A 22,885-nucleotide genomic window follows, 5' to 3' on the forward strand; every position below is an offset into this window, starting at 1 on the left:
AAATAGACACCGTTTTATAGTATTCTAGCCAAGGTATGTTATGGATGTCATAAATTATCCTTAGATTTTCATAGCAACCTATTGTATAATGAAAGTAAACAATTTAGTAGATTAATTAGTAGAGAGGAGCTTTTCAATGTTCATCACAACTGTACTTGGCTTTTCAGTCGTTTTATTAATTTCTGTAGCATTCTTCATCCACTACCTACAAGTTGGTTTAGATTCTAAATCTTCAGTAACTGTAGATCCAAAGCCAAGCGAAAAATTCTAAGCCTATTCAAAACAGCTACTTACCGTAGCTGTTTTTTCACATTTTTGTAACATCTTTATTTCGATTCGCTAAATAAATTACTAAACTCCTTTTTTTTATCATAAAATTACGCGAATATTGTCATTATTATTTGCATATTTATATTTTTGCTCTAAAATATTTCTGTAGGGAAGGGAGCAATCTTTCATGACAATGTTAAAAGATATTCTAGAGTTTAATGGAGATTTCGTTCAAGAGAAAAAATATGAGCCTTTTATTACAACAAAGTACCCTGATAAGCGAATCGTTGTTTTATCTTGTATGGATACTCGACTTGTAGAACTGTTACCTAAAGCTATGAATTTACGCAATGGTGACGTTAAGATCGTTAAAAGTGCTGGTGCTTTAGTTAGTCACCCCTTTGGTGCAGTTATGCGTAGTTTACTTGTAGCTGTCTATGAACTACAAGCAGATGAAGTCTATGTTGTAGGACATTATGACTGTGGTATGAGTGCAGTAGATCCTGAAGCAATGCTAACCAAAATGGTGAATCGCGGTATTAGCACAGAAACAATTAAAATGATGGAATATTCCGGTATAGATTTAAAAGAGTTTTTACGTGGTTTCGGCGACGTAGCAACAAGTGTGAAGAAAAGTGTCGATACAATTCGTAATCATCCACTTATGGTGAAAAGTGTGCCTGTTCACGGCTTAGTAATCGATCCAAATACAGGTCGCCTTGATTTAATAGAAGACGGCACGAATCAATAAAAATTTCTATGTCTGTGCAACATGGTGACTGACACTATTTTCGTCATATAAGAAATTTAATGTGCATAGTGTTAGGATTTACAGTCGCGTAGTCGTACACGGATAAAAATTTAAAAGATGTGTCTATCCGTCGAGATCTCGAATGATAGACACATCTTTTTCAATTTTCGTTAGGATTCATCTAAGCAGGCATACATATAGTGATCTACCCATTCCCCATTAATATACAGAAGCTTTCTTAAAAGTCCTTCTCGTTGAAATCCTGATTTTTCTAAAACACGGATAGACGCATTATTTTGTGTCGAAACATACGCCTCCACTCGGTGCAAGCCTATTTGTTCAAACGCAAAGCGCACGACCAATTCCACTGCTTCTGTTACGATCCCTTTCCCTACATAAATCTCATCCATCGCATAGCCAACAAATGCACTTGAATACGGTAAACGTTTTACAGCATAAAGCGCAATATGCCCTATTAGGTTATTTGTACCTAGCTCAAAAATACCGAAAGAAAACTCTCGTTTTGAATCCATTAAATACAAACTTTCTTGAATTTTTTTATATTGAGCATCTACTGTATAGTATTCAGGTCGTTGTAATGGTTCATATGTAGACCAAAAGTATTTATTGCGACTTACGAGACCAGTTAAATTTTGTGCATCTTGTTCTTGGAATGTGCGAACGTAGCATTTTCCCCCTTGAATCGATACCACATTTCCACCCTTTTTCCTCAATAGATTCCAAATTTTAAGCACCATATCTCCACACTAGCCTTCCAATAATAGTCAGTATATGTTCATCCCGCATCAACGGTCAATATGAGTCAGTTAGGTGAGCGATTAACTGACAAAAAACCGATGCTTCCACTACAATCAGTGGGGATGAAAGATCCCCGTTTTACTTTATTGTATGTAAAAAAAGATGCTGCTACAACTAATATTGTTCATGTCTTGTTATCACAGCATCTATCCGATTATTTAATTTTTTTCCTCTTTATCCGATTGCACTTGCAACATTTCCATACTAGAGGATTCAGTATCTTCTAAATAGGTTTTATCTAAAACATTTGTTAAATGTAAACCACGTTTTTGTGCTTCACGCTCAATATGTGCAATGGTTTCTTGTAAAACTTGAACCCTCGCATGTTTCTTATCATTGCCTGCCACTAAAATCCATGGGGCGTTCTTTTTATCTGTTTTATCGAACATATCATTTGCAGCATCTATATACTGTGGTGTTTTTTCACGATTTCGCCAGTCTTCATCTGTCAATTTCCATGCTTTATAAGGATCCTGTTCCCGTTCTTTAAAACGATTTAGCTGCTCTTCATCTGACACATGAAGCCAGAATTTCACGATAATATAATCACCATCTGTTAGAAGCTTTTCAAAGTGGTTAATCTCCTCGTATGCACGAGTCCACTCGTTGTTTGTTGCGAATCCTTCAATACGCTCTACTAACACACGACCATACCAGGAACGGTCGAAAATTGCGATTTGCCCATGCTGAGGTAATTTTCTCCAGAAACGTTGTAAATAGTTGTAGCGAAGTTCATGTGGCTGAGGTGCTGAAATAGGGTGCACGACATAGCCACGAGGATCTACGCGTTCGATTAGACGTTTTATAGCACCGCCCTTCCCTGCCGCATCCATACCTTCAAATACTAAAATAAGCCCGATTTTATTGTTTAGTAAAAACTGCTGGGCATTTAACATTTCATATTGGAGTACTTTTAATTTCTTTTTATACATTTTTTTATCTAGTTCAATCGATAGGTCAAGATTTTTTAGATTTTGAGTCATTAAAACTTCACTCCTTTAATTTAGCTATTCATATTGTACTAAAGAAATATATGGATGCCTATCCAAATGGTAAATTGTAGATAAATTTGACGAAACAAGACGATACATTATTGGCAATTTCCGCTATAATGAAAATAGAAAATTTGTGACAGTCCTATACTTATTTGTCTTTTCCCTATACAATTTAACAGGAAGGGAGAGGAAACTATGCCTCAATTTATTTTGATGACAATTTCTTATATTGTCGCACTCATCCTAACCTTTTCATCCTATTTCATAAAAATAAATGGTCAATCTACGTTAGAAATCTCTAATCGTTTTCCCGTTATGTTTGCGCCTTTTAATGTTAGTTATGTAATTTGGATTGTGGTTTACTTTTTACTCGGCTATTGGTTAGTTATGAATTTCAAAAAGACAACTATTAAACAGACTGTTCTCTTTAGTAGCATTTGTATATTGCAGGCGTTTGCCATTGTGTTTTGGCATCACGAATTATTTATCGTGTCACTTTGCAGTACGTTAATATTAGTAATTTATTTATTTTTACTGTACAATACGTATTCACTTAGCAATAATGCGCTAACAGGTCGAGTGCCATTTTCTATCTATCTCGCTTGGGCGACTTTTACTCTAATGACAAATGCAAGTTTTACATTAACATCGTATGAATGGAACGGCTTCGGTCTTAGCAATCCACTTTGGGCAGTTATTTTACTGACTATTGGAGTTGCCATAGCACTACATATTCGCTTTCATCACTTCGATATTGTGTATCCGAGTGTTTTTATCTGGGCCTATATAGGTATTGCGTTACATAATGGCTTTGATGAATTACTCGTGACAACAGCCGCCTTATTTTTATGCGGTGTGCTCCTTGTTGGTATACAATTTATTAAAAAAAATCCTGCCTACCAAAAATAACATGGTAAGCAGGATTTTTTTCTATTGATTATGCTTCATCTAATGTTGTTAAAATAATTGGTTTGTCTTTTGTAACAATAATCGAATGCTCGATTTGAGCAACTAATGATTTGTCTGGTGTAATGAATGTCCAGCCATCACCAGCTTCAACAATATGCTCTGCTTTTGCTGAGATGAACGGCTCAACCGCTAACACCATTCCCTCTTTCATAATTGTTGAGTCCCACGCATCGTAATAGTTTAAAATGTGATTTGGCTCATCATGTAAAGAGCGACCTAGTCCATGACCTGTTAAATTCATGATGACTGTTAAATCGTTCGCATAAGCTTCACGTTCAACAGCTTTCCCTATTTGGTTTAATTTAGAACCAGCTTTTACTTTCGTCATCGCACGTTCAAAAGCACTTTTCGCTACGCGGCAAAGTTTTTCTTTATCTTCATAACCTTCTCCGACTACGAATGAAATACCAGTATCAGCAAAATAGCCGTTTAGCGAACCTGACACATCAATATTGACAATATCCCCGTCTTGAATAATACGGCTTCCCGGTATACCATGTGCTACTTCTTCATTAACACTAATACAAGTGTAACCTGGGAAATCATATTCACCTTTTGGTCCAGAAATAGCTCCTGCTTCCGCAAACATACGGCCTGCAATTTCATCTAATTCAAGTGTTGTCACACCTGGTTTTGTAGCAGCCTTCATTGCTTCACGAATTTCAGCACAAATACGACCGATTTTTTTAAAGGCTTCAATCTCTTCTTGCGTTTTTACAATCATTTTTAACGTCCCTTTCATCTAATATCTACACTCTAATATATCACATCCACAAACCAATGATGAACAATACGCGCTAATTAGCTTAGAAAAGCCGCCTGTACCCTATAGGAACAGACGGCTTACACATTAAGATTTTCGTTGCATTAACTGTGGTGCTGCTGTGAATAAAAGAACACCTGCAATAGCAGTTAAGATTGTTGCTGGTAGCATATATGTTCCATTATAAATAATGGAATAAATCCAAGCGTTTTGATCGCCAGCATACTCTGCGAAGAATACAGCTCCTGCAACCGTATGCGACAAGTAGCGTAAAAATCCAGCTAAAACAGTGCCTATGATTATAAAAATAGCCATCTTCTTTTTGTTTACGTTCGCTGCAGCTTCGAGTACAGGCTTACGCACAAGCGCCGCTACACCAACTACTGTGAAAGCAACCCCATAATCCAATAAACCTTGAAGCCAGTGTACAATGTACGCACCGAACATCGTTTGCATAACGCCAATAAGTAGTCCTGTTGTCAGCCCTGCAAAAAGCCCCCAACGAAATGCCATTAAAATAATGGGAACCATCACGAGACTAACCGAGCCGCCTTGTGCCCATACTTTAAAAGAAACTTGATCGAGTACAAGACCCACTGCTGCGAAAATCGCAATCTCCACCAGCATTAATAGTCTTTTTTTGTCCATAATATTATTCTCTCCTTTGTTCCGATGTAGGATACAAGAGCAGGAATAGAAATCAGTTATTTAAATATGATGTGCTCAATCTGGCAATCTATTATGCCTCTGTTAATAGGTGTACAAATTTTGAAATATGCTTATACAACAATACCTTAGGCTGTAGCATCTTTACCAATGTAGCTACATTGCTACATCTCCTACGTTAAGATACCATCTTTAATTCCTTTCAAAATCCATAACACCCCTAGAGACTTTAGCTTCATTCTGTTGGCCTGTGAGCACCTACTAAAAAAGGATACTCCTCTTTTCTTCGCTAACCTAATTGAAGATAAAAAAACGATGCCAGGACAGAGCCTCACATCGTAAAAGTGTCGGTTTCTATCCACATCCCTACGCAAGCTTTAACTTACAGGTTCGAAGAGTAAAGGCATTACGTGCCCAGTCTCAGCTGACATCATCAGCTCCCCTTGTGGTCGTTACATCTTAATTTTGCTTGAACATCCTCATTGTACGCAAACACTTTTGTGATTACAACCATTTCTTCATTAATTTTTGAAACTTTTGAGTTTTTCATGCGTAAATTTTAAATAAGGAGGGACAACTATGGAGAATCAAAAAATATTATCTGCCTTTAGTTATCTCAGTATATTTTTCGCACCTTTTATTGTGCCGTTAATTGTTTATTTCGTGTCAAAGGATAGTGAAGTGAAGCGCCATTCAATCCGAGCGCTTATATCGCATTTAATTCCTTTTCTGTTCGGCATCATTTTCTTTATCGTCTTCCTGTTTTCGTCAATGTCATTCAATACGTTTGAACCTGATGCAACTGGCAGTACATTCATTATCATTTGGTTGGCTGCTTTTGCGATTTACTTACTCGTATCTCTTGGCATTATCATCTGGAATATTGTTCAGGCTGTACGCGTTATCCGTTAGTAATTATGTTTCATCCTCGAGTTAAACAGGTAGAACTAATAGTAAAAGGGAGCTGATATTCATGAAAGTATCTAAAATCGTAAAAACTGCTGTCAAATTAGCGCCTATAGTGATTCCAATTGTCAAGAAAGTGGTAGCTGCAAAAAAGGGAACAACTCCCAACCCAATGACTCGAAGAAAATAAAGAAAAGGCGTATCCTATAAGGGAACGCCTTTTCTTTATTTCACTTCAAACCGTGTTCTGCTATGTCCACTTAAGGTTTTTTCAACATGTAAAACAGCGGGCATAGAGGCCTTTAGTTCTGCAACATGGGAAATAACGCCAATCATACGACCCGATTCTTGTAGATCAATGAGTGCATCAATGGCTTTATTCAATGCCTCCTCATCAAGCGAGCCAAAACCTTCGTCAATAAACATTGTATCGATTCGAATATTCCCTTGAAAACTTTGAATGACATCTGCCATGCCCAGCGCCAGACTTAAAGAGGCATTAAATTTCTCCCCACCTGACAATGTTTTGACATCCCGAATTTGATCAGTATAGGCATCATATACATCAAGACCAAGTCCACTTTGTTTTGCATGCTTTTCCAATCGATCTGATCGTCGAAGCTCAAACTGCCCATTAGATAAATGGTACAGACGAATATTTGCGGCTGCTGTGATTTTGTCTAAGTAGTTTATTTGAATATAACGCTCAAAGGAAAGCTTTTTCACATTTTGCCCATTCAATAAAGCATGGAGCTCCTTCACACGCCCCGCCTCTTTTTCAAGTAATTGTATTTCTTTAGCCGTTTCTTCTACTTTCACGATAAAATCTCCACAAGCTGCAGCAAAAGCTTTTGTCCGTTGCAATGTATTAAATGCTACCTCGTATGTCTCACGTAGTTGTGCTAGTGATTCTTCTAATAGAGCTAAATTCTTTTTCTCTTTCCCTTCAAGCTGCTTAGCTCCTTCGGCAATTTGAATTTGTAATGTGTGTAGTTGCAAAGTGTAATCATTACAATCTTTCCGTAAAGTGTCCAATTGCATAATGCTACGCTTTGCCGTTTCATACGCCTGATAGCTTTCAAAACCCACTTCTTTCATACTTACTGAAAATTGCTCACGTTTTTCGTTTAGACTAGCGTGAATCTCTTCATAAGCTTTTTTAGCTAGTTCCTCCGCCATTACTGCGTTGCTCACAGCTTCTTTAGCAGATTGTAAATTTTGTTGACTAGCCTGCCAAGCTGTTTGTAGCGCTTTTTTTTGTACACCTACCTCAGCAATTTTTTGTTGTAAAGCTTGTAATGTTTGAATGTTTTCAGGTATATGCCTTTGTTGCTCTTCCACAATTATCTGCTGTTTTGTTAACACCTTTTGCTGTTCAGCAAAATACTGCTCTAACTGTGTTTGTTTCTCTTGTAGTTGCTGTGTCCTTTCACGCTGACTCTTTTGCTGAGTTCGTGAGACAGCTAATTGATCATTAACCACTTTTAACAGTGCCACTTGCTCCTCAACATATCGTAGTGAAGAGTTTAGTTGTGTTTGATTTGCTTGTGAAATACCATTGGCTTCCACTTGCTCAATTGCCTCTTGAAGAAGTATTTTAGCCGATTTTAAAGTTGCCTCTTTTTCAAAATAAGTGCGTTCATCTGACTGAGACTTCGCTCTTATTATTTCTAATTGTGCATCATTAATAGACTCTATTTGCTCAGTATGTGTAATTTGATGTGTCGTACTCCCACATACTGGGCACGGATCGCCTTCAATAAGTTGCGCTGCTAAAATACTTGCCAGATTTGCAATCCATTGTTGTTCTAACTGTTGTAATTCCTGCTTATTTTCCTGATATCGCTGCTGCGTTGTATTAACAGCCTGTTCTGCCGAGGCAACCGCTCGCTCATATTTCTCAACTTTTGTTAATAATGCAACTTGTTCACGGAGTTTCGGTAGCTGTTCCAAGTAGTCTGCAAAAGGCTGCACTTGTTCTTCGTATTGCTCGATTTTTTCGGTCACATACTGTAGCTGGACTTGTTCCTGATGTAAAATTGCAAGATTATCCGCAACCGCTCGCTTTGCAGTTCCAACACCATGCTCGTATATTTGTAATTGTTGGCGATTCCCTTCAAACGCTTCAAACGTCGGCAGAAGTGCTTGTAGCGTTAATTCTTGCTGTAAGACTTGCTGACGCTCAGGTTCTTTGGCTTCTACTTCATTGAATGATGCTTGAGCAACTTTATATTGTGTCTCTTTTTGTTGTATCGTTATTTTTGCTTGCTGATAGGTCTGTTCTTTACGATTTTGCTCGGCACGAAGGTCCATACACTGTTGTTCGAACATAACAAGGCGGTCTGCTTGCTCAGCAAGTTTAATTTCCTGTACCTTTGCATCATAAATATTATGCTGTTGCTCTAATATTTTCAGCCGTTCTTGACGGTTAGCATGCTCTTCAAATTGTTCATTGAGGGCCTTGGCCATACTATAATGCTCTTGCTCCTTTTGATGGTGACCATAGGCCTCATCATAACGATGTTGCTCAACTTGAATACTTTCTATATAGTAAGCTTGCTCCTGCTCAAGCGCAGTCATTAATTGGTGCATGTTTTCCGTGTTATTTGCAATGCAAGTAAACAATACAGATGATCGTTGTGGCAGTGCCCCAGCAATTTGACCCAGTAAATGCTCTTTTAATTGCTTCGCGCGTTCTAAATCTTTTTCGGCTTCCTTACGTTTTGCATCCAGTTTTTTTGTCATGTCTCCAAAGCGATCCGTTTTAAAAATTTTGCGTAAAATAGCCTCTTTGTTCGTAGAATCTGAGGTTAAAAGCTTGCGAAATTCACCCTGAGGAAGCATGACAATTTGGCTAAACTGACCCTTCGTCAAACCTACAATTTCCTGTAACTTTTTATCAACTTCATTGGTCTGTTGTTTCTCTACAATACTAAAGTCAAGTTTTCCCTCTTTAAATTGAGCCAACTCTACTTTCCTACCAGTAACACTTTTGTTTGTCGCTTTAATATGACCGGGTTGACGTGAGATTTGATAAGTTTTACCATGCATTTCAAAAATGAGTTCTACTGCTGTATACACGTCATCTTCGGCAAAGCCGCTTCTGAGCATAGCTGTATCTTGACGATCTTCGCCACTGCCTGAACCATAAAGTGCATAACAAATAGCATCAAAAATTGTCGTTTTCCCAGCACCTGTCTTCCCAGATATTGCAAATAATCGGTGATCACCAAGTTCTTGAAAATCAATGATTTCTGTATTTTTGTAGGGGCCAAAGGCAGTAATGGTTAACTTTAAAGGTTTCATTTTACTGCCTCCCGTTCCTCATCAAGTATTTCTTGTAGTATGTCGGTAAATAGACGCTCGGTCTCTCGATTCGGTTGTTCACTATATAAATCCGCATAAAATGCTCTAAATAAGTCGATGTCTTCTACTTGCTCCGTTTCAATCGCTTGAATTTCTTTGGATAATTCCTGGCGTACCGCCTTGCGTTCGATATGCAATGCATGTGGGAACACAGTACGAATACGTTCCATTGGTGAAGCGACGGGCGTATCATCAGTTAGGCGTACAAAAACATAATCCTCACTAGGCGTTAATTTTAATAAATCATCCATCAATCCCTCCACCACACGCAAATCACGTCTTGGCATAAGTTTTCGCTTTTCTACTGTTACTAGTCCTGTCTCATCTAACTCAACAATTAAATAGCCCTTTACATGCAAGTGCTCCGACAGTGAATACTTCAATGGTGAGCCGGCATATCGAATCGTTTCATTACGTACAAAATGTGCCTTATGTAAATGGCCCAATGCCGTATAGTTAAACTGTTCAAATAGTGATGCATCCACACAATCCGATCCACCTATTGATAGTGGACGCTCCGAATCACTTGTGTTCTCTTCCTCATGGCCATATTTGGTTACAAAAGCATGTCCAATGAAAACATTTCGTTGTGTTGTATCCATCGTTGGTGTGATGTGTTCAATGATTTTTTGCATCGCATCTTGATGGGAGTGGATCGTATCATCTGCCAAAATGGTACGCACAGCTGCAGGCTCTGCAAACGGTACAAGATGAAAATGCACCTCACCAAATTGATCTGTCAACACAATTGGCGCCTGATCTTTCCTAAATTGCCCCATTATGTGTAACCCACTATCACGCATTAAACGACTTCCGAAATTTAAGCGACCTGCACTATCGTGGTTCCCAGCAACCGCTAACACAGGAATTTTTTTATCAAGTACAATCTCTGCAAAAACATCATTTAGCAAATTAACGGCCTCTACAGGTGGCATAGAACGGTCATATAAATCACCCGCTATAATGATTGCATCAGGCTTTTCTTCATCAATAGCCTGCATAAATTGCTGTAAAATATAGCGTTGGTCCTCCGTCATGTACACACCTTGTACAAGCTTCCCTAAATGCCAATCTGCTGTATGGAATAGTTTCATTCGTTGCGCCTCCTGTCTGCTTTTTATTCTATCATGCCTTTTAGTGGAACGTACATTCTTGTTTTAGTAGGAAGTCCGCAGGTTGCGAGCAGTTCGCTTCTCTACCTGAGGGATACTTCTTCTTCACCTGCTCGGTGCACGCGAAGTATTCTTTTCCCCTGTTGTGGGCCATTGCGCAGAAAGGAGTTGTCTCAATGGTGAGACAACTCCTTTTCCAACGATATTTTCTCTAACGTAAAGTGAACCCCTTAGTTATACTGAATCTCTCTTGCTTGTTCGAGAGAAATGCTACATATCCGTTAAAGCCTTGAATACGGTGTACGATGGCAACTGACTCTTGCGTTGGTACAACTGGACTCTGTTTGGCTTTTGCTTGCTTTTTTACGATTTCCTCAAAGGTCATTGGGTTAGGCTTGGGTAGTTCTACAGATGATATCGCTAAAGCATCACTGCCACTATAAGCTTTCAAAAAAGCATTCGCCATTTGACGATAACCTTCGAAATTCGGATGTACGTCTGAGCTATTTGGCAAGTAATTCATTGCCTGTAATCCAAAAGCATCATACACATTAATATAAGTCGCTCCAGCCCGCTGTGCTTGCTGCTGTAAAATGGTATTTAATTTTACCAGTTGTTCATTCGTTCCTTCTTTTTGAGAGGCATGCACATTCGGATAGGCAAAATAGTAACCCATCACATAGACTTTTGCATGTGGTGCACGTGTTTTCAACTCAGCCAAAATCTCCCCCATATTTATCCGAGCAACATTTAATGCGTAATCTGTCTGTAGCTGAGAAAATGTTAATGTGCCTGCGCTTGGATTCACTTGCACAAGACGTAGTAAGTCATTGGCACCTGCTGAAATGGTAATAAGCGTTGCATTTGCTAATAACTCACTTGCCTCGGTTGACTTTACGCGCTGCAATACATCAATTGTTGTAAAGCCTGGGAACGCAAGCTCTTTTGTATAATGACCTATTTGACCAATCAATCCAAGCCTCATGGCAATTAAATCACTGTAGCCTGTATCAATTTCCTGATAGGGCGTTTGACCCGCTGCTAAAGAATCTCCGATAGCCACATAATTCTCAGTCTGTGCAAACGCAGATGAAACACCTATTGTGGCTGTCAGTACCGTTACACTTATTAAGTTCAATAGTCGTTTCATCCGCTCACCTTCCACTCATTGACTATCGTATATAAATTATAGGTAAAATGCTAATTAGCTTAAAACGCCCAGTTACCTTTACGGAAAATCGGCTCTACAGTCCCATCAGGTAAAATACCATCAATATCCATGTCACCGCTACCAATCATAAAGTCCTCATGTGTCACTGAAATATTGGCACCAAGCGCTTCAAGTTGACCGTTTTCTAAATCTCTACCGCCCTCTAGGCAAGTTGGGTATGCTTCACCAATCGCTAGATGGTTTGAGGCATTCTCATCGAACAACGTATTGAAATATAAAATCTCTGATGCTGAAATCGGTGAACCATGTGGTACAAGTGCTACTTCACCTAAATAGCAGGAACCTTCATCCACTGTAATGAGCTCTTGCAATAAATCATGGCCCATTTGTGCTTCCGCCTTAATAATTTTTCCATCTTCAAAAGTAAGCTTAAAGCCATCAATTATATTACCCTGATAGACCAATGGCTTAGTATTGCTGACAACCCCACTAACACCTTGCTTCATTGGTAATGTATATACCTCTTCTGTCGGCATATTGGCAATGAATACAGTACCATCAGGTGTTTTACTTCCACCAGTAAGCCATTTATGCTGAGGTGCTAACGCAATCGTTAAATCTGTACCCGGTGCTGTATAATGAAGCTTTGCATATTTTTTACTGTTCAATAAAGTTGCTCGGGACTCTAAATTCGCCACATGTGAATGCCAATTTTCAACTGCGTTGCCTTCTCCGATGTGCACTGTTTTAAAAATAGCTTCCCACAGTGCAGGGACTTGCTCTTCTACAACTAAATTTGGGAATACCTTTGCTGCCCATTTTGGAGATGGTACTGCTACGATAGACCATGCGATTAAATCTTTCATCACAGCATTTCGATAATTTTTCAGTGCAGCACCCGCGACTTTTTGATGTGTTGCCAAGCGATCTGTTGGAACACCAGTTAAAAGATCTGGATCAGCTGCGTCTATCCATAAAAGTGCGCCTTTACGCTCGATTAGCTCATCGCGCATTTTGACAATCCACTCTGGATAACGATTGAACTCTTCATCAGAAGCATGTTCGAAATAGGCACGCTCCATTTCACCATCCGAAAAATTAACATGCACACGGCCTGCTCCAGCTTTATAGGCTTCTTTTACTACCAAACGAGCAAAGTCTAATGCATCCACAGACGTGTTTACTAACAGATATTGACCAGGCTGAATATTGACGCCAACTTTTACAGCAAGCTCTGCATATGCTTGTAATTTCTCTTCAAAAGTCATATTATTTCCCTCGCTTTTGTCCAATTGTTTTTGAATTACCTTCTACTAGTTCTCCGTCATGCCATACTTTTTGAACTGGCTTGCCAGCAATTTCGCGTGTCCATTTTTTATAGGTTTTTTCATCGTGGTACGATAATAATGTTAAGACTTCACCATCTGCACCTGCACGTCCTGTACGACCTGAACGATGTAAATATTGCTCAATCGTGCGCGGTACGTCAACATGAATAACATGTGTTAAACCTGCGATATCTAAACCGCGTGCCGCAATATCAGTGGCAATTAAAATACGGGCATCACCTTTACGGAATGCATCTAATGCCTTTTTACGTTCCTCTTTTTTCATGTCAGAATGTAGGGTTACAATCGGTGCAGCACGATATTGCAATTTCGTTTCCTTCATAAGTAACTGGTCAATATTGTTGACAAAGGCTAGTGCACGTAAGCCATCCGTATGTGATAAGCGGCGCAGGAAATCCGTTTTATCACGTTCTTCTACTTTTACAAAGGAATGTACAACTTTGCCAAACTTCACCATATCCTCAGGTTTAATTTTGAAACGTAATGGCTCAAACATCATACGACTTGCCACTAGTTCAATTTCTTCGGTAATTGTGGCAGAAACGACCACTACTTGACGACCGTAGGCTGAGCTTTCGATAAAGGATTTTACTACGACGCGATATTCTCGGCTTAATAACTGATCACATTCGTCTAAAATAACTGTTTCAATTTCTTTCAGTTTTAATTTGCCCGAACGTGCTAATTCATTTAGACGACCTGGTGTCCCTACAACAATTGTCGGCTTTTTCTTTAATTTCTCGATTTGACGTGCAGAGTTTGCACCACCTATTAGTTGCTGAACAGTAATATCAGTACCAGCTGTCCATTCGCGAATAACCTCCACGATTTGCATTGCTAATTCCTGAGATGGGGCAACAATGAGTCCTTGTGTTTGTTTTTTCGATCCATTTACTTTGTTCAATAAAGGTAATACATAGGCTAATGTTTTCCCTGAGCCTGTTGGCGATTCTGCTACAATATCTTTGCCCTCAAGCATTGCTGGAATCATTTCATCTTGAATTTTCATTGGCTCTTCGAAATTCCATTTTTCTTGTAGACCTTCATTTAATAAATTTATTACTGACATGTCAATTCCCACCTTTTATCCTGCTTGACACTAGTTTAACATACTAGCTCTGGACAAGCATTTTCCTTCTGTCTATCAATTATTGCTCGATATCATTGTACCTGACGCTAAGCGTGTACAACATTCAATACATTGTTGCCGTTCCACTTTTGTAGCTTAAAACGACCTTCGCTGACACAATTTACACACCTTACGAGTCGCAGTGTCGATGTGAAAGGCTCACCTATTGCAAACAGGTGAGCCAAAAGTTACTCCACTAATTCATAGCCACATGCTAATATAGCACACTCAGCTAAAACAATTAGTGAATCGATATATTTGTCTTTTAATTTTAAATCTCGATTGACGATAGATAGCTCTGTACACCCTAAAACAATTCGATCGCAATCAAGTGCAAGCATCGCTTCTTCTATTGGCTGCCACTCTTCTTGCGTGACATCCTTACCAGCCTTTACATAATCGTAAATAATCGCCATGACTTTTTCCTTCATAGCTTCATCTGGTACAACGGGTGTAATGCCATAGTTCTCTAACGCATCCTGATACATATGCGATGTTAACGTACCTGTTGTCGCTAAAATACCAACACGCTTCGCCCCTAAATCATGCGCACGCTTGGCCGTTTCACGAATCATATGTAGCACGGGCACTGGAGAGCCTTCAGCTAATTCATCATAAAAAGTATGCGCTGTATTGCATGGGATGGCAATCATGTCTGCACCAACAGAAGCTAGTTTTTTCGCATCTTCAATTAAAATTGGCACAGGATTTTTCTTTGTATTATCTAAAATAAATGCAGTTCGATCAGGAATATTTGTATCATTATCAATAATTGTATGTACATGCTCCTGATCTTTTATAGCCTTCGTACGTCTTACAATCATTTCACCGATAAACATTGTTGCAAGTGGACCAACGCCACCAATAATACCTAAAGTTTGTTTTTTCATGAGTTCGACAGACCTTTGTTGTTAAAATATTTCTTATACTTTCGATAAAAGTTTAAATTTTCGAGCGTCACATTCAACCAGCGTTTTGCATTCATATCTTTATAATTAAAAATAGAATCTGTCGCAAAGCCTTGGCGAATAAGACTCTTTGCTTCCATCACTAGTTGTTCATTTAATACGTATTTAAATAATACACCGTTTGGCACAATCGTCCATAGATGCTTATTTTGAACGTATGTTAGCTGTTGTTTACTGCCACGAATGAAATCATCCGCTACATATTGCATTAAATTATAGCCACTTGCTGTCACATAATAATTTGAAAGTTCATTATGTAATTCAATACTTAATAACTTGTATTGACCATCGCGTTCATCATATTTCATATCGAACGTCGCAAAGCCTTGGAATTGTATTGTTTCCAGAAATACCTTCACAAGATCCATCAATGCTTTGTCATAGGCTGTTATAATGGCAACATAGCGACCGATACCATCGGGAGAATGTTCTTCTAAAATAGGGTTTCCTACAGATAGTAATTTAACTTCATGATCTTGTCCAACATAAGCATTTACTACACGCATATTGGCATCCTCGCCTGGAATATACTGCTGAATCATTAAATCATCACGATATGCAGACTCTTTATAAATTGCGTGGAAAATTGCATCCTTTTCTTCATTATCATGTGCAATATATACTTTTTTCTTACCTGGAAAAATACATGTAGCGTATTTCATCATATTCATGGGCTTTATCACAACTGGATATTCAAAGGGTATATCAAATTGCTCATAGTCATTCACTGTGCATATATGCATAGCTGGAAAATCGAAGCCATATTCCGCACAAAGCTGGTACATACTTTCACGTGTCAGAAGCTGATCTGCAAGTGTAGCATCAACATACGGGATTATGAAAAATTTGGACAGTTCTTCTTGATGATTCACAATCTTCTTCACATAAAATTCATCGCAGGCAAGCAATAGCAGTTTTTTTTCCGGGAATTCCTCCGCTATCGCTTGTAAAGCAACAACAAAACGTTCTTCGATATGTAGTCTTGGTACTTCACGAAACGTAAGTAAATCACTCTGTTGAATTTTGGCTGTGTTCGTATGATTTACAGCGAGTGGTTTCACGCCATAGGACTCGTAAAATGCTCTTGCCATGCCGTAAGCATTCATTTCGTCGCCCAATAAAATCGGTAAAAAAGTGTGCTCAATGGCCATTCTACTCAGCTCCCTTTAGCTATTTATAGTAGTGTAACATACTTCATCTTTTTTCTTGGATAGGCCTTTATATGGTGCAATTATATCCTTTTGGGATAGCTTTACGCTCTAAAACTCATTTATGAACTGCTACTGCTTGTGACCCTAACTCTTGATAGCTTTTAAAAAATTGATCGACATTATATGTAACAAAGCCTTTTAATGGGTCCATTACAACTACTTTATCGCCTAAATGCCCAGTTAAAACAACAGCATGCAAGTTCATATACGCGGCACGCGAGGCTGCCTCACCTTCATAGATCCAGCCCCTATCATTATTTGTTTTAGGAGTTGATAAATCCAATGTAACCCATGTCACAACTGGTACACCTTCACGGACAAGCTGTAAAATGTCATCCTGTGAAGCACCACTCATATTTTTGACACGTAAATCTGCTTGTTTATCTGCTATTACTAATTCCGCCGCTTTTACAATCGGAGCTGCAAAGACATACATACCTTCCGCTTTGTCACGCGGATTTCCAGCAAATGCATATGCTGGATCTGGTCCAAATCTTTGCCCACCGATTGTTTTAAAATTTTGCTTCGGTAAATACGTATCAGCCATTTCAAGCTTCGTAACATTCATACCATAATAATTTAGTACAGCTGTCAACGATGTAATTTCACAGCCATGTGGTAGTTCAGGATTTTGCATAACAACAGGCACATCTAACTCTTGTTCATCCCTTGAAAAATGAGTTTGCAGTCGATAATAGGGCTTTGACGTATCGTAGATAAACGTATCAATTGTTGTATAGCCATCGCCCCCCATACTATTTTCAAGTGTGGTTGCAGCAATTGTATATGTTTTACCCTCTACAAGTTTGGAGAATGTCGCCTCGCCCTCTTCAGAACCAAGTGCATCCTCAATTTCTTCACCAGTCTCCAAATCTGTCACTTTTATATAGAGATTTGGAATAGGTGCTCCACTATTAAATTCCACCGTTAACACGGTTAATTGATTTTTAGATTTATCTTGCTGCACAAGCTGATTACAACCTGAAAGTAGCATTATTATCATCAGACCTATTATAAAAAGGCGTTTATACCCCGTCCTCAAGGCAAAATTCCGCTCCTATCTTGTTCGAAGACAATGAGGCTATCTTCAATTCTATTATTACAATTAATTGTAGTCTCTATTATACGCTAATTTTATAGGTGTTCCTATTCTATCATGCTACTTTTTAATGAACTCACTCTTGTTCTCACAATATATTAAGTTGTTTTCACAGTAGGGCGTAATGTATGTTTCAGCACCTTGCCAGATGCATTACGTGGTAACTCTACTAAAAATTCAATTTCATGAGGCATTTTATATTTCGCAAGTTGTGTACGGCAATATGCTAGAATTGTCTCTTCATTTAAAGATTTCCCTTCCTTCAAAACAACAAACGCCTTTGGTACCTCACCATAAACTTCATGCGGTAAACCTACAACTGCGGCTTCTAAAATATCTGGCAATTGGTATAAAACTTCTTCCACTTCGATTGGATAAATATTTTCACCGCCACGAATAATCATATCTTTTTTACGGTCTACAATATATAAATAACCTTCTTCATCAAAGCGCCCTAAATCTCCTGAATAAAGCCAGCCATCTCGAATCGTTCGAGCAGTTTCCTCATCATTTCGTAAATAACCTTTCATCACCTGCGGCCCTTTCACACAAATCTCTCCAACCTCACCTGCTGGCACTGATTCGCCATAGCTATCAACTACGCGTACCTTGGTTTGTGCTAACGGTTGCCCAACCGAGCCAATTTTCGTCAATGCATCAGCATCTAGTAGAGAAGTAGCCGCTGGTGAATTTTCTGTTTGACCATATAAATTTTGAACCTTCACCTGTGGAAATGCCTCTTTGACCTGTTTAACAAGCTCATAAGGCATCGGTGCGGCTCCGTAACAAAGTAAACGTAAATTCTTAAATGTATGTTCCTTAAATGCCGGTGTATTTAAAATAATTGTATACATGGACGGCACGCCAAAGAAAATAGTCGCTTGTAAGTCTGCAAGCTGTACAAGCGTATTTGTTGGAGAAAATCCTTCCTCTATAATGACAGTCCCTCCCTTATAAAACATCGGCATAGCAAATACATGGAGTCCTGCACAATGAAATAGGGGTGTACATATAAACATGTTATCCTGTTTCTTCATGTTCATAGATGTTGACCAAATGTCTGCTGTCGCAACAATATTTTGATGGGTCAGCATCACTCCTTTGGGCTTACCTGTTGTACCGGAAGTATACATCACCACAGCTGTATCATTTGGTTCTAGTGAGACAGTCTTGCTTTGCCCTTCAAAACTTTGAATAATTTCTGCCATGTCTTTTAAACCTATTACATGTTGGAATGCATAGGGAATTTCTGCAATAGTATCCTCGATTCGTTCATCATAAATAAGACCTTTTACTTGTGAATGATTAAAAATAAATTCAACCTCTGGTGTAGCCAATTTTGTATTAATCGGCATGACAACAAAGCCTGCTATTTGAACTCCGATATAAGCAATTAAAAATAAATCTGAATTGAGCGTGTACAATGCAATAACATCATCTTTTTCATAACCTTGCGCTTGTAAATATGCTGCAAATTTACTTGCACGCTTATAAAATTCACCATAGGTCACATTGTCGCTGCCATACATTGTTGCAATTGCCTCTGGTTGTTGCTCTGCATAGTTCTGTAAAATATCCGTCATTAACATTGTCATTATAGGCCCTCCTAATGGTTTACGATTATTACACCAACATCGTGTAGTTTAAATTTTATGACTGCCGATAAAATACTATTCTAGTATCTGAATTCAGAAAATTTTGACTACATTTTATATTTTAACAAGCTATCAATAAGATGGCAATTTTTCTAAACATTCGAAAATAGCAATGATGTGTCATAAAATATACTTATACATTTTACTTTTCTATCAATTTCTGTTAGGTGTATGATACTTGTACAATCATTTTTTGAGGAAAGGCCTGATTAACATGCTGTACGCACTTTTAGGAGATTTACATTCTAGTATAGAAGATACAAAAGCAGTATTGACCCATATAAAACAAACAGCAAATGATGCTCAAATAATTGGATTAGGTGATTTATATGAATGTATCGTTAGTAAAAAAAGGGCGAAAGCAGTGTCTGACTTGCCGTTGCAAAAAGCCGTTATTATAGAAAAAGATTTTGAAAATTTACTAACGTTCCCCTCTATCCGAGGCAATCAAGAAGAACGTATTACACAAGTGACCGGCATCAAGCGTTTTATCGAACTACCTGAAACAATGGAAATTGATGGAGCAACACTTATGCATGGTCATCAATTTAAATGGAGTGTTACATGGCAACCTACTTTTCCGACAATCGAAAAACAGCTTCTGTTTTTCGGACATAGTCATGAGTCAGGTCTTTATCGTCGTAATAAAAAGTTACCCATTCGGATTCATTTTGGTCAACCAATTACTTTACAAGAAAAACAATATGGCATTAATGTTGGTTCTGTTGTCGACCATCGTGAATGGTGTCTCTATGACAGTGAACAGCGTACAGTAACGTTTATGTGCGCAACATTCACTTCATCTCAGGAAGAATCACGACTTTCAATGGTATTGGGTAACCGAAATTAGCAATCTACTCTGTACTTTCGCGTTCGAACTGAGCGTAGCGAAGGAAGATGCACCGCAGAAAGCGTTCGCCAGTAGTGGGAATCCACGGCCTCATCCATCTATATTTACTGTAAATGAAAAAAGACAAATACGAAAACACGCATAGCATGGACGTTAACTCTTTAGATAATATTATTTTTTTGTACACGCAATAGACATCAATTTTTTGCAAATTGTTTTCTAGATAACAAAAAACGCTAAAATCACCACCGATTTTAGCGTCTGGTTCTTAACAATCCTGCAAGCCTTCCAGTAATTTTTCCATCTCATCGATTTGACGACACATTGTTTGAATCATGCATTGGAGAATTGGTATTAGCTCTTGGCAAATGCAGAATCTTAAAACATTTTGTGCCAATCGTACGCCACCTTGATGATGGACAATCATTTCTTGAATATAATTTACATTGATACTATTTGAAATTGGCGGCGAACACATTGCCTGGAACATGGCTTCTGTTATTTCTTTAAATGCACACATATATTCATATAATTCATATTCTGAATTTTGCACGATACAACATCTATTTTGTATTGCTTCTAAATTTTCCACTATTTCAGAATGAGTTTTTATAATTTCTAATGCGAAGTTTTGAACAGGTATATTGGTTGTATAACGTAAAACATTTTCTGACATTTTAATAGCAGCTATTTGATGTGGAATTATTTGTTTAATGAAGTTCTCTGAAATGCTACATGTAATCGTAACATAGGTCATACCCTGCATCATTTTATTGAGGATTTTTTGATATTCCTCTAAATATGCCTGCGTTACATTACTAAGTTCAATTGGTTTAGACATTAGACACACTCCTTTCAGAGTAATGTATGCCCTATAGGTTGTTGTGCAATAGACATTTGTACCAACAGATTCTAAAAACTACACACCTTTATATGTATTTAAGCACGTTTGACAGATACATTTATGAGGTTCCTCAGTTACTGCTTCGAATATGCCTTCTGGAAAACTTTCCTTCATGCACCAACAAGTATTTTGACCTGCAACAAGCTCACAACCGTTTTTTTCTCCACATAATGGGCAACATTTTTCATCGGTAGACAATTACTTCCACTCCTTTCTACTAATGATTGTACTGGACAATCAGAGAAGCACGAAATAAGATAGATTTCGCACTCCTCTTGAGCCATTATTATTTATGCTTATATGTTTGATTTTCCTTTTTCACTTCTTGGACGTTCGTATCACTATAGATTGCTGTACCCTGTCCGCCATTTTTAGCTAACAGCTCTTTTACTTCATTGTACGATAACCTAGACGCAGCATTTTGTCTTTTTACTTCATTAATATTCGTACCGGAAGAAGTGAACTGAGCTTCATGATGATTGTTCATACTAATACCTCCATTCCTATAATTCATCAGGTTGCATTTCAATCAGTTCATCGCCTTCTCTTTTTACCCTTTTATTGAGCTCTTCAATTGGTATACTATCCACTGTTTGCATGTCTTCGTGCAAATCAAAAATACTAATTGTATCCGAATCAACCATGTCGGGTTTATCTTTGCTCGCTAAATTCATAAACATTTTTTTGTCATGGGGTACATTTTCTTTGTCCATCATTTCACTCTCCTTTACCTATAATGTGTGTAAAGGTGAATATATTATGTGTCTACAGCGTTTTACTTTTATTCCGTAAGACTTACCGATTAAAGCTTCTTTTTATCTACACGATGGTATTCCGAGATTTGAATGACTCGGACATGCCTTGTATGCAGTTCATGATAAATTCCTCTACTATCTGTAAATGAAATATATTGATCTCGCTCACTTTGAACTAATTGCTCAGCTTTTTCTTGCGATTCCATATGAATAAATCTCCGGACATAATGCATTTCGTCAAAAAAATAAGTTATTTTAAATTCCCTCATGATGACATGCTCCCCTAATATCAGATATTCTTTGCGCTTAACTTAACCGCTATTTCTTCATTTCATCCTTTGCAAAATCACTTTCGGCACTTTCTCTCTAACATGCATAAAATACACTATAACAACTAAAAATCAGGAGGTGATTACAGTGATTCACACAGTCAAAGCAGGCGAAACATTATCTCAAATTGCTAGAGATTATCGGACACCCTTGTCTTCAATAATCGGGGCTAATCTAGGCATTAATCCAAATGTTCTTTATATCGGACAACAAATTGTCATACCGGGTTTTCCAGATCCAAATACAATCCCTTATCAAATCGATATTTCCACTGAGAATCGTTGGTTACGATTATTCAAAGATGGAATTCTTCAAAAACAATATCCTATTGCCGTCGGTAGAATGTTACATGATACACCTGTAGGCAGTTTTATTATTATTAATAAGGCACCTAATCCAGGTGGACCTTTTGGATCAATGTGGATGAGTTTATCTAAAGAACACTATGGTATTCATGGTACCAATGATCCTCGTTCTATTGGTCATGCCGTTTCACGTGGCTGTATACGTATGCATAATCATGATGTAGAAGAGCTTGCTAGCATCGTGCCTATTGGTACAGCAGTTTCTATCCATCCATAACATCCATTACATCTAAATGCTTTGTCTGTCTTAGAATTGGCAGAATAATTATCATCAAACCGAAAGTAAACGCCTATGCAAATTATTTTATAGCCACAGTCTTTATATAGTGTTAAGAAACAACATGGTCTAAGGAATCTTCGTAAATGTTGTACGCTTTAAATGGTCGTTGATTGGTCACGATTACTCCAATCAATTTTATAGTGTTTTCAACCACATGAAACAACTATGCAATTTTTTTATAAGCATAGTTGTTTTCTTTTTT

The 22,885-nt window shown here is 38.1% G+C and carries 25 protein-coding genes and 1 riboswitch; of the genes, 7 read left to right on the top strand and 18 right to left on the bottom strand.

Features of this window, described 5'->3' with window-relative positions:
- Positions 1–136: 136 nt before the first annotated feature.
- Entirely contained in the window at positions 137–271 is a 135-nt protein-coding gene (locus tag C9J31_RS24075) for a hypothetical protein (protein WP_268807923.1), read from the top strand.
- 186 nt (positions 272–457) lie between these two features.
- Positions 458–1,021, top strand: coding sequence for a beta-class carbonic anhydrase (locus C9J31_RS20245; RefSeq protein WP_107950081.1), 564 nt, complete (start codon positions 458–460; stop codon positions 1,019–1,021).
- A 170-nt stretch (positions 1,022–1,191) separates the two neighbouring features.
- Here C9J31_RS20245 and C9J31_RS20250 read toward each other — a convergent pair whose 3' ends face one another.
- Both C9J31_RS20250 and C9J31_RS20255 read right to left on the bottom strand, forming a co-directional pair.
- On the bottom strand, positions 1,192–1,779 hold the full coding sequence (locus C9J31_RS20250; RefSeq protein WP_054767673.1) for a GNAT family N-acetyltransferase: 588 nt from the start codon (positions 1,777–1,779) through the stop codon (positions 1,192–1,194).
- Positions 1,780–1,998: 219 nt separating this feature from the next.
- Positions 1,999–2,823: a polyphosphate kinase 2 family protein gene (locus C9J31_RS20255; protein ID WP_107924682.1), complete on the bottom strand. Its 825-nt coding sequence runs from the start codon at positions 2,821–2,823 to the stop codon at positions 1,999–2,001.
- A 207-nt stretch (positions 2,824–3,030) separates the two neighbouring features.
- Here C9J31_RS20255 and C9J31_RS20260 point away from each other — a divergent pair, with 207 nt between their 5' ends.
- Positions 3,031–3,744 (top strand): hypothetical protein, encoded by a 714-nt coding sequence (locus C9J31_RS20260; protein WP_107924683.1) that lies wholly within the window; start codon positions 3,031–3,033, stop codon positions 3,742–3,744.
- Between the two features lie 28 nt (positions 3,745–3,772).
- Here the strand turns inward: C9J31_RS20260 and map are convergent, their stop codons facing one another.
- Positions 3,773–4,528, bottom strand: coding sequence for a type I methionyl aminopeptidase (gene map / locus C9J31_RS20265; protein WP_107950080.1), 756 nt, complete (start codon positions 4,526–4,528; stop codon positions 3,773–3,775).
- Positions 4,529–4,654: 126 nt separating this feature from the next.
- On the bottom strand, positions 4,655–5,215 hold the full coding sequence (thiT, locus tag C9J31_RS20270) for an energy-coupled thiamine transporter ThiT (protein ID WP_054767671.1): 561 nt from the start codon (positions 5,213–5,215) through the stop codon (positions 4,655–4,657).
- A 364-nt stretch (positions 5,216–5,579) separates the two neighbouring features.
- A riboswitch (TPP riboswitch) is annotated at positions 5,580–5,687 on the bottom strand.
- Between the two features lie 125 nt (positions 5,688–5,812).
- On the opposite strand from thiT, the gene C9J31_RS20275 reads away from it, so the two are divergent.
- Positions 5,813–6,145 carry a magnetosome magnetite crystal formation protein family gene (locus tag C9J31_RS20275; protein WP_107950078.1) on the top strand — a complete coding sequence of 111 codons (333 nt, stop codon included), beginning with the start codon at positions 5,813–5,815 and terminating at the stop codon, positions 6,143–6,145.
- A 61-nt stretch (positions 6,146–6,206) separates the two neighbouring features.
- Entirely contained in the window at positions 6,207–6,329 is a 123-nt protein-coding gene (locus C9J31_RS24080; RefSeq protein ID WP_268807924.1) for a hypothetical protein, read from the top strand.
- A 35-nt stretch (positions 6,330–6,364) separates the two neighbouring features.
- Here C9J31_RS24080 and C9J31_RS20280 read toward each other — a convergent pair whose 3' ends face one another.
- The 9 genes from C9J31_RS20280 to C9J31_RS20320 form a co-directional block, all read right to left on the bottom strand.
- Entirely contained in the window at positions 6,365–9,445 is a 3,081-nt protein-coding gene (locus C9J31_RS20280) for an AAA family ATPase (RefSeq protein ID WP_107950076.1), read from the bottom strand.
- Entirely contained in the window at positions 9,442–10,599 is a 1,158-nt protein-coding gene (locus tag C9J31_RS20285; RefSeq protein ID WP_107950074.1) for an exonuclease SbcCD subunit D, read from the bottom strand. Before C9J31_RS20285 ends, C9J31_RS20280 begins: the two co-directional genes overlap by 4 nt.
- A gap of 229 nt (positions 10,600–10,828) precedes the next feature.
- Complete coding sequence (locus C9J31_RS20290) at positions 10,829–11,767, bottom strand: SGNH/GDSL hydrolase family protein (RefSeq protein ID WP_107950072.1); 939 nt, start codon at positions 11,765–11,767, stop codon at positions 10,829–10,831.
- A gap of 59 nt (positions 11,768–11,826) precedes the next feature.
- Positions 11,827–13,056, bottom strand: coding sequence for an aminopeptidase (locus C9J31_RS20295; protein WP_107950070.1), 1,230 nt, complete (start codon positions 13,054–13,056; stop codon positions 11,827–11,829).
- A gap of 1 nt (position 13,057) precedes the next feature.
- Positions 13,058–14,206: a DEAD/DEAH box helicase gene (locus C9J31_RS20300; RefSeq protein WP_107924690.1), complete on the bottom strand. Its 1,149-nt coding sequence runs from the start codon at positions 14,204–14,206 to the stop codon at positions 13,058–13,060.
- Positions 14,207–14,454: 248 nt separating this feature from the next.
- Entirely contained in the window at positions 14,455–15,156 is a 702-nt protein-coding gene (gene cuyB / locus C9J31_RS20305; protein ID WP_107924691.1) for a cysteate racemase, read from the bottom strand.
- Positions 15,153–16,385 carry a carboxylate--amine ligase gene (locus C9J31_RS20310; protein WP_107950068.1) on the bottom strand — a complete coding sequence of 411 codons (1,233 nt, stop codon included), beginning with the start codon at positions 16,383–16,385 and terminating at the stop codon, positions 15,153–15,155. Before C9J31_RS20310 ends, cuyB begins: the two co-directional genes overlap by 4 nt.
- Positions 16,386–16,500: 115 nt before the next feature.
- Entirely contained in the window at positions 16,501–17,448 is a 948-nt protein-coding gene (locus tag C9J31_RS20315) for a C39 family peptidase (RefSeq protein ID WP_238602120.1), read from the bottom strand.
- Between the two features lie 194 nt (positions 17,449–17,642).
- Positions 17,643–19,139: a class I adenylate-forming enzyme family protein gene (locus C9J31_RS20320; RefSeq protein WP_107950064.1), complete on the bottom strand. Its 1,497-nt coding sequence runs from the start codon at positions 19,137–19,139 to the stop codon at positions 17,643–17,645.
- A gap of 274 nt (positions 19,140–19,413) precedes the next feature.
- Between C9J31_RS20320 and C9J31_RS20325 the strand changes: the two genes are divergently transcribed.
- Positions 19,414–20,049: a metallophosphoesterase family protein gene (locus tag C9J31_RS20325; RefSeq protein WP_107950062.1), complete on the top strand. Its 636-nt coding sequence runs from the start codon at positions 19,414–19,416 to the stop codon at positions 20,047–20,049.
- 268 nt (positions 20,050–20,317) lie between these two features.
- On the opposite strand, the gene C9J31_RS20330 is transcribed toward C9J31_RS20325, so the two are convergent.
- The 5 genes from C9J31_RS20330 to C9J31_RS20350 all read right to left on the bottom strand — a co-directional run bounded on the left by C9J31_RS20330 (position 20,318) and on the right by C9J31_RS20350 (position 21,914).
- Positions 20,318–20,890, bottom strand: coding sequence for a DUF305 domain-containing protein (locus C9J31_RS20330; protein ID WP_107924695.1), 573 nt, complete (start codon positions 20,888–20,890; stop codon positions 20,318–20,320).
- Positions 20,891–20,968: 78 nt separating this feature from the next.
- On the bottom strand, positions 20,969–21,151 hold the full coding sequence (locus C9J31_RS20335) for a cysteine-rich CWC family protein (RefSeq protein WP_107950060.1): 183 nt from the start codon (positions 21,149–21,151) through the stop codon (positions 20,969–20,971).
- Positions 21,152–21,239: 88 nt separating this feature from the next.
- Positions 21,240–21,440, bottom strand: coding sequence for a gamma-type small acid-soluble spore protein (locus tag C9J31_RS20340; RefSeq protein ID WP_238602119.1), 201 nt, complete (start codon positions 21,438–21,440; stop codon positions 21,240–21,242).
- 16 nt (positions 21,441–21,456) lie between these two features.
- Positions 21,457–21,666, bottom strand: a complete 210-nt coding sequence (locus C9J31_RS20345; RefSeq protein WP_107924698.1) for a hypothetical protein — start codon at positions 21,664–21,666, stop codon at positions 21,457–21,459.
- A gap of 89 nt (positions 21,667–21,755) precedes the next feature.
- A complete protein-coding gene (locus tag C9J31_RS20350) occupies positions 21,756–21,914 on the bottom strand; it encodes a hypothetical protein (RefSeq protein ID WP_235616288.1) in 159 nt (52 codons plus the stop codon).
- A 211-nt stretch (positions 21,915–22,125) separates the two neighbouring features.
- Here C9J31_RS20350 and C9J31_RS20355 point away from each other — a divergent pair, with 211 nt between their 5' ends.
- Entirely contained in the window at positions 22,126–22,620 is a 495-nt protein-coding gene (locus tag C9J31_RS20355; RefSeq protein WP_107950057.1) for a L,D-transpeptidase family protein, read from the top strand.
- The last annotated feature ends 265 nt before the right edge of the window (positions 22,621–22,885 follow it).

It is taken from the genome of Lysinibacillus parviboronicapiens (assembly GCF_003049605.2).
In the GTDB taxonomy this organism is placed as follows: domain Bacteria; phylum Bacillota; class Bacilli; order Bacillales_A; family Planococcaceae; genus Lysinibacillus; species Lysinibacillus parviboronicapiens.

Coding starts and splice junctions, on each gene's coding strand:
- C9J31_RS24075 (WP_268807923.1), top strand. CDS start 137: ATGTTCATCACAACTGTACTTGGCTTTTCAGTCGTTTTATTAATTTCT.
- C9J31_RS20245 (WP_107950081.1), top strand. CDS start 458: ATGACAATGTTAAAAGATATTCTAGAGTTTAATGGAGATTTCGTTCAA.
- C9J31_RS20250 (WP_054767673.1), bottom strand. CDS start 1,779: ATGGTGCTTAAAATTTGGAATCTATTGAGGAAAAAGGGTGGAAATGTG.
- C9J31_RS20255 (WP_107924682.1), bottom strand. CDS start 2,823: ATGACTCAAAATCTAAAAAATCTTGACCTATCGATTGAACTAGATAAA.
- C9J31_RS20260 (WP_107924683.1), top strand. CDS start 3,031: ATGCCTCAATTTATTTTGATGACAATTTCTTATATTGTCGCACTCATC.
- map (WP_107950080.1), bottom strand. CDS start 4,528: ATGATTGTAAAAACGCAAGAAGAGATTGAAGCCTTTAAAAAAATCGGT.
- thiT (WP_054767671.1), bottom strand. CDS start 5,215: ATGGACAAAAAAAGACTATTAATGCTGGTGGAGATTGCGATTTTCGCA.
- C9J31_RS20275 (WP_107950078.1), top strand. CDS start 5,813: ATGGAGAATCAAAAAATATTATCTGCCTTTAGTTATCTCAGTATATTT.
- C9J31_RS24080 (WP_268807924.1), top strand. CDS start 6,207: ATGAAAGTATCTAAAATCGTAAAAACTGCTGTCAAATTAGCGCCTATA.
- C9J31_RS20280 (WP_107950076.1), bottom strand. CDS start 9,445: ATGAAACCTTTAAAGTTAACCATTACTGCCTTTGGCCCCTACAAAAAT.
- C9J31_RS20285 (WP_107950074.1), bottom strand. CDS start 10,599: ATGAAACTATTCCATACAGCAGATTGGCATTTAGGGAAGCTTGTACAA.
- C9J31_RS20290 (WP_107950072.1), bottom strand. CDS start 11,767: ATGAAACGACTATTGAACTTAATAAGTGTAACGGTACTGACAGCCACA.
- C9J31_RS20295 (WP_107950070.1), bottom strand. CDS start 13,056: ATGACTTTTGAAGAGAAATTACAAGCATATGCAGAGCTTGCTGTAAAA.
- C9J31_RS20300 (WP_107924690.1), bottom strand. CDS start 14,206: ATGTCAGTAATAAATTTATTAAATGAAGGTCTACAAGAAAAATGGAAT.
- cuyB (WP_107924691.1), bottom strand. CDS start 15,156: ATGAAAAAACAAACTTTAGGTATTATTGGTGGCGTTGGTCCACTTGCA.
- C9J31_RS20310 (WP_107950068.1), bottom strand. CDS start 16,385: ATGGCCATTGAGCACACTTTTTTACCGATTTTATTGGGCGACGAAATG.
- C9J31_RS20315 (WP_238602120.1), bottom strand. CDS start 17,448: ATGATAATAATGCTACTTTCAGGTTGTAATCAGCTTGTGCAGCAAGAT.
- C9J31_RS20320 (WP_107950064.1), bottom strand. CDS start 19,139: ATGACAATGTTAATGACGGATATTTTACAGAACTATGCAGAGCAACAA.
- C9J31_RS20325 (WP_107950062.1), top strand. CDS start 19,414: ATGCTGTACGCACTTTTAGGAGATTTACATTCTAGTATAGAAGATACA.
- C9J31_RS20330 (WP_107924695.1), bottom strand. CDS start 20,890: ATGTCTAAACCAATTGAACTTAGTAATGTAACGCAGGCATATTTAGAG.
- C9J31_RS20340 (WP_238602119.1), bottom strand. CDS start 21,440: ATGAACAATCATCATGAAGCTCAGTTCACTTCTTCCGGTACGAATATT.
- C9J31_RS20345 (WP_107924698.1), bottom strand. CDS start 21,666: ATGGACAAAGAAAATGTACCCCATGACAAAAAAATGTTTATGAATTTA.
- C9J31_RS20350 (WP_235616288.1), bottom strand. CDS start 21,914: ATGGAATCGCAAGAAAAAGCTGAGCAATTAGTTCAAAGTGAGCGAGAT.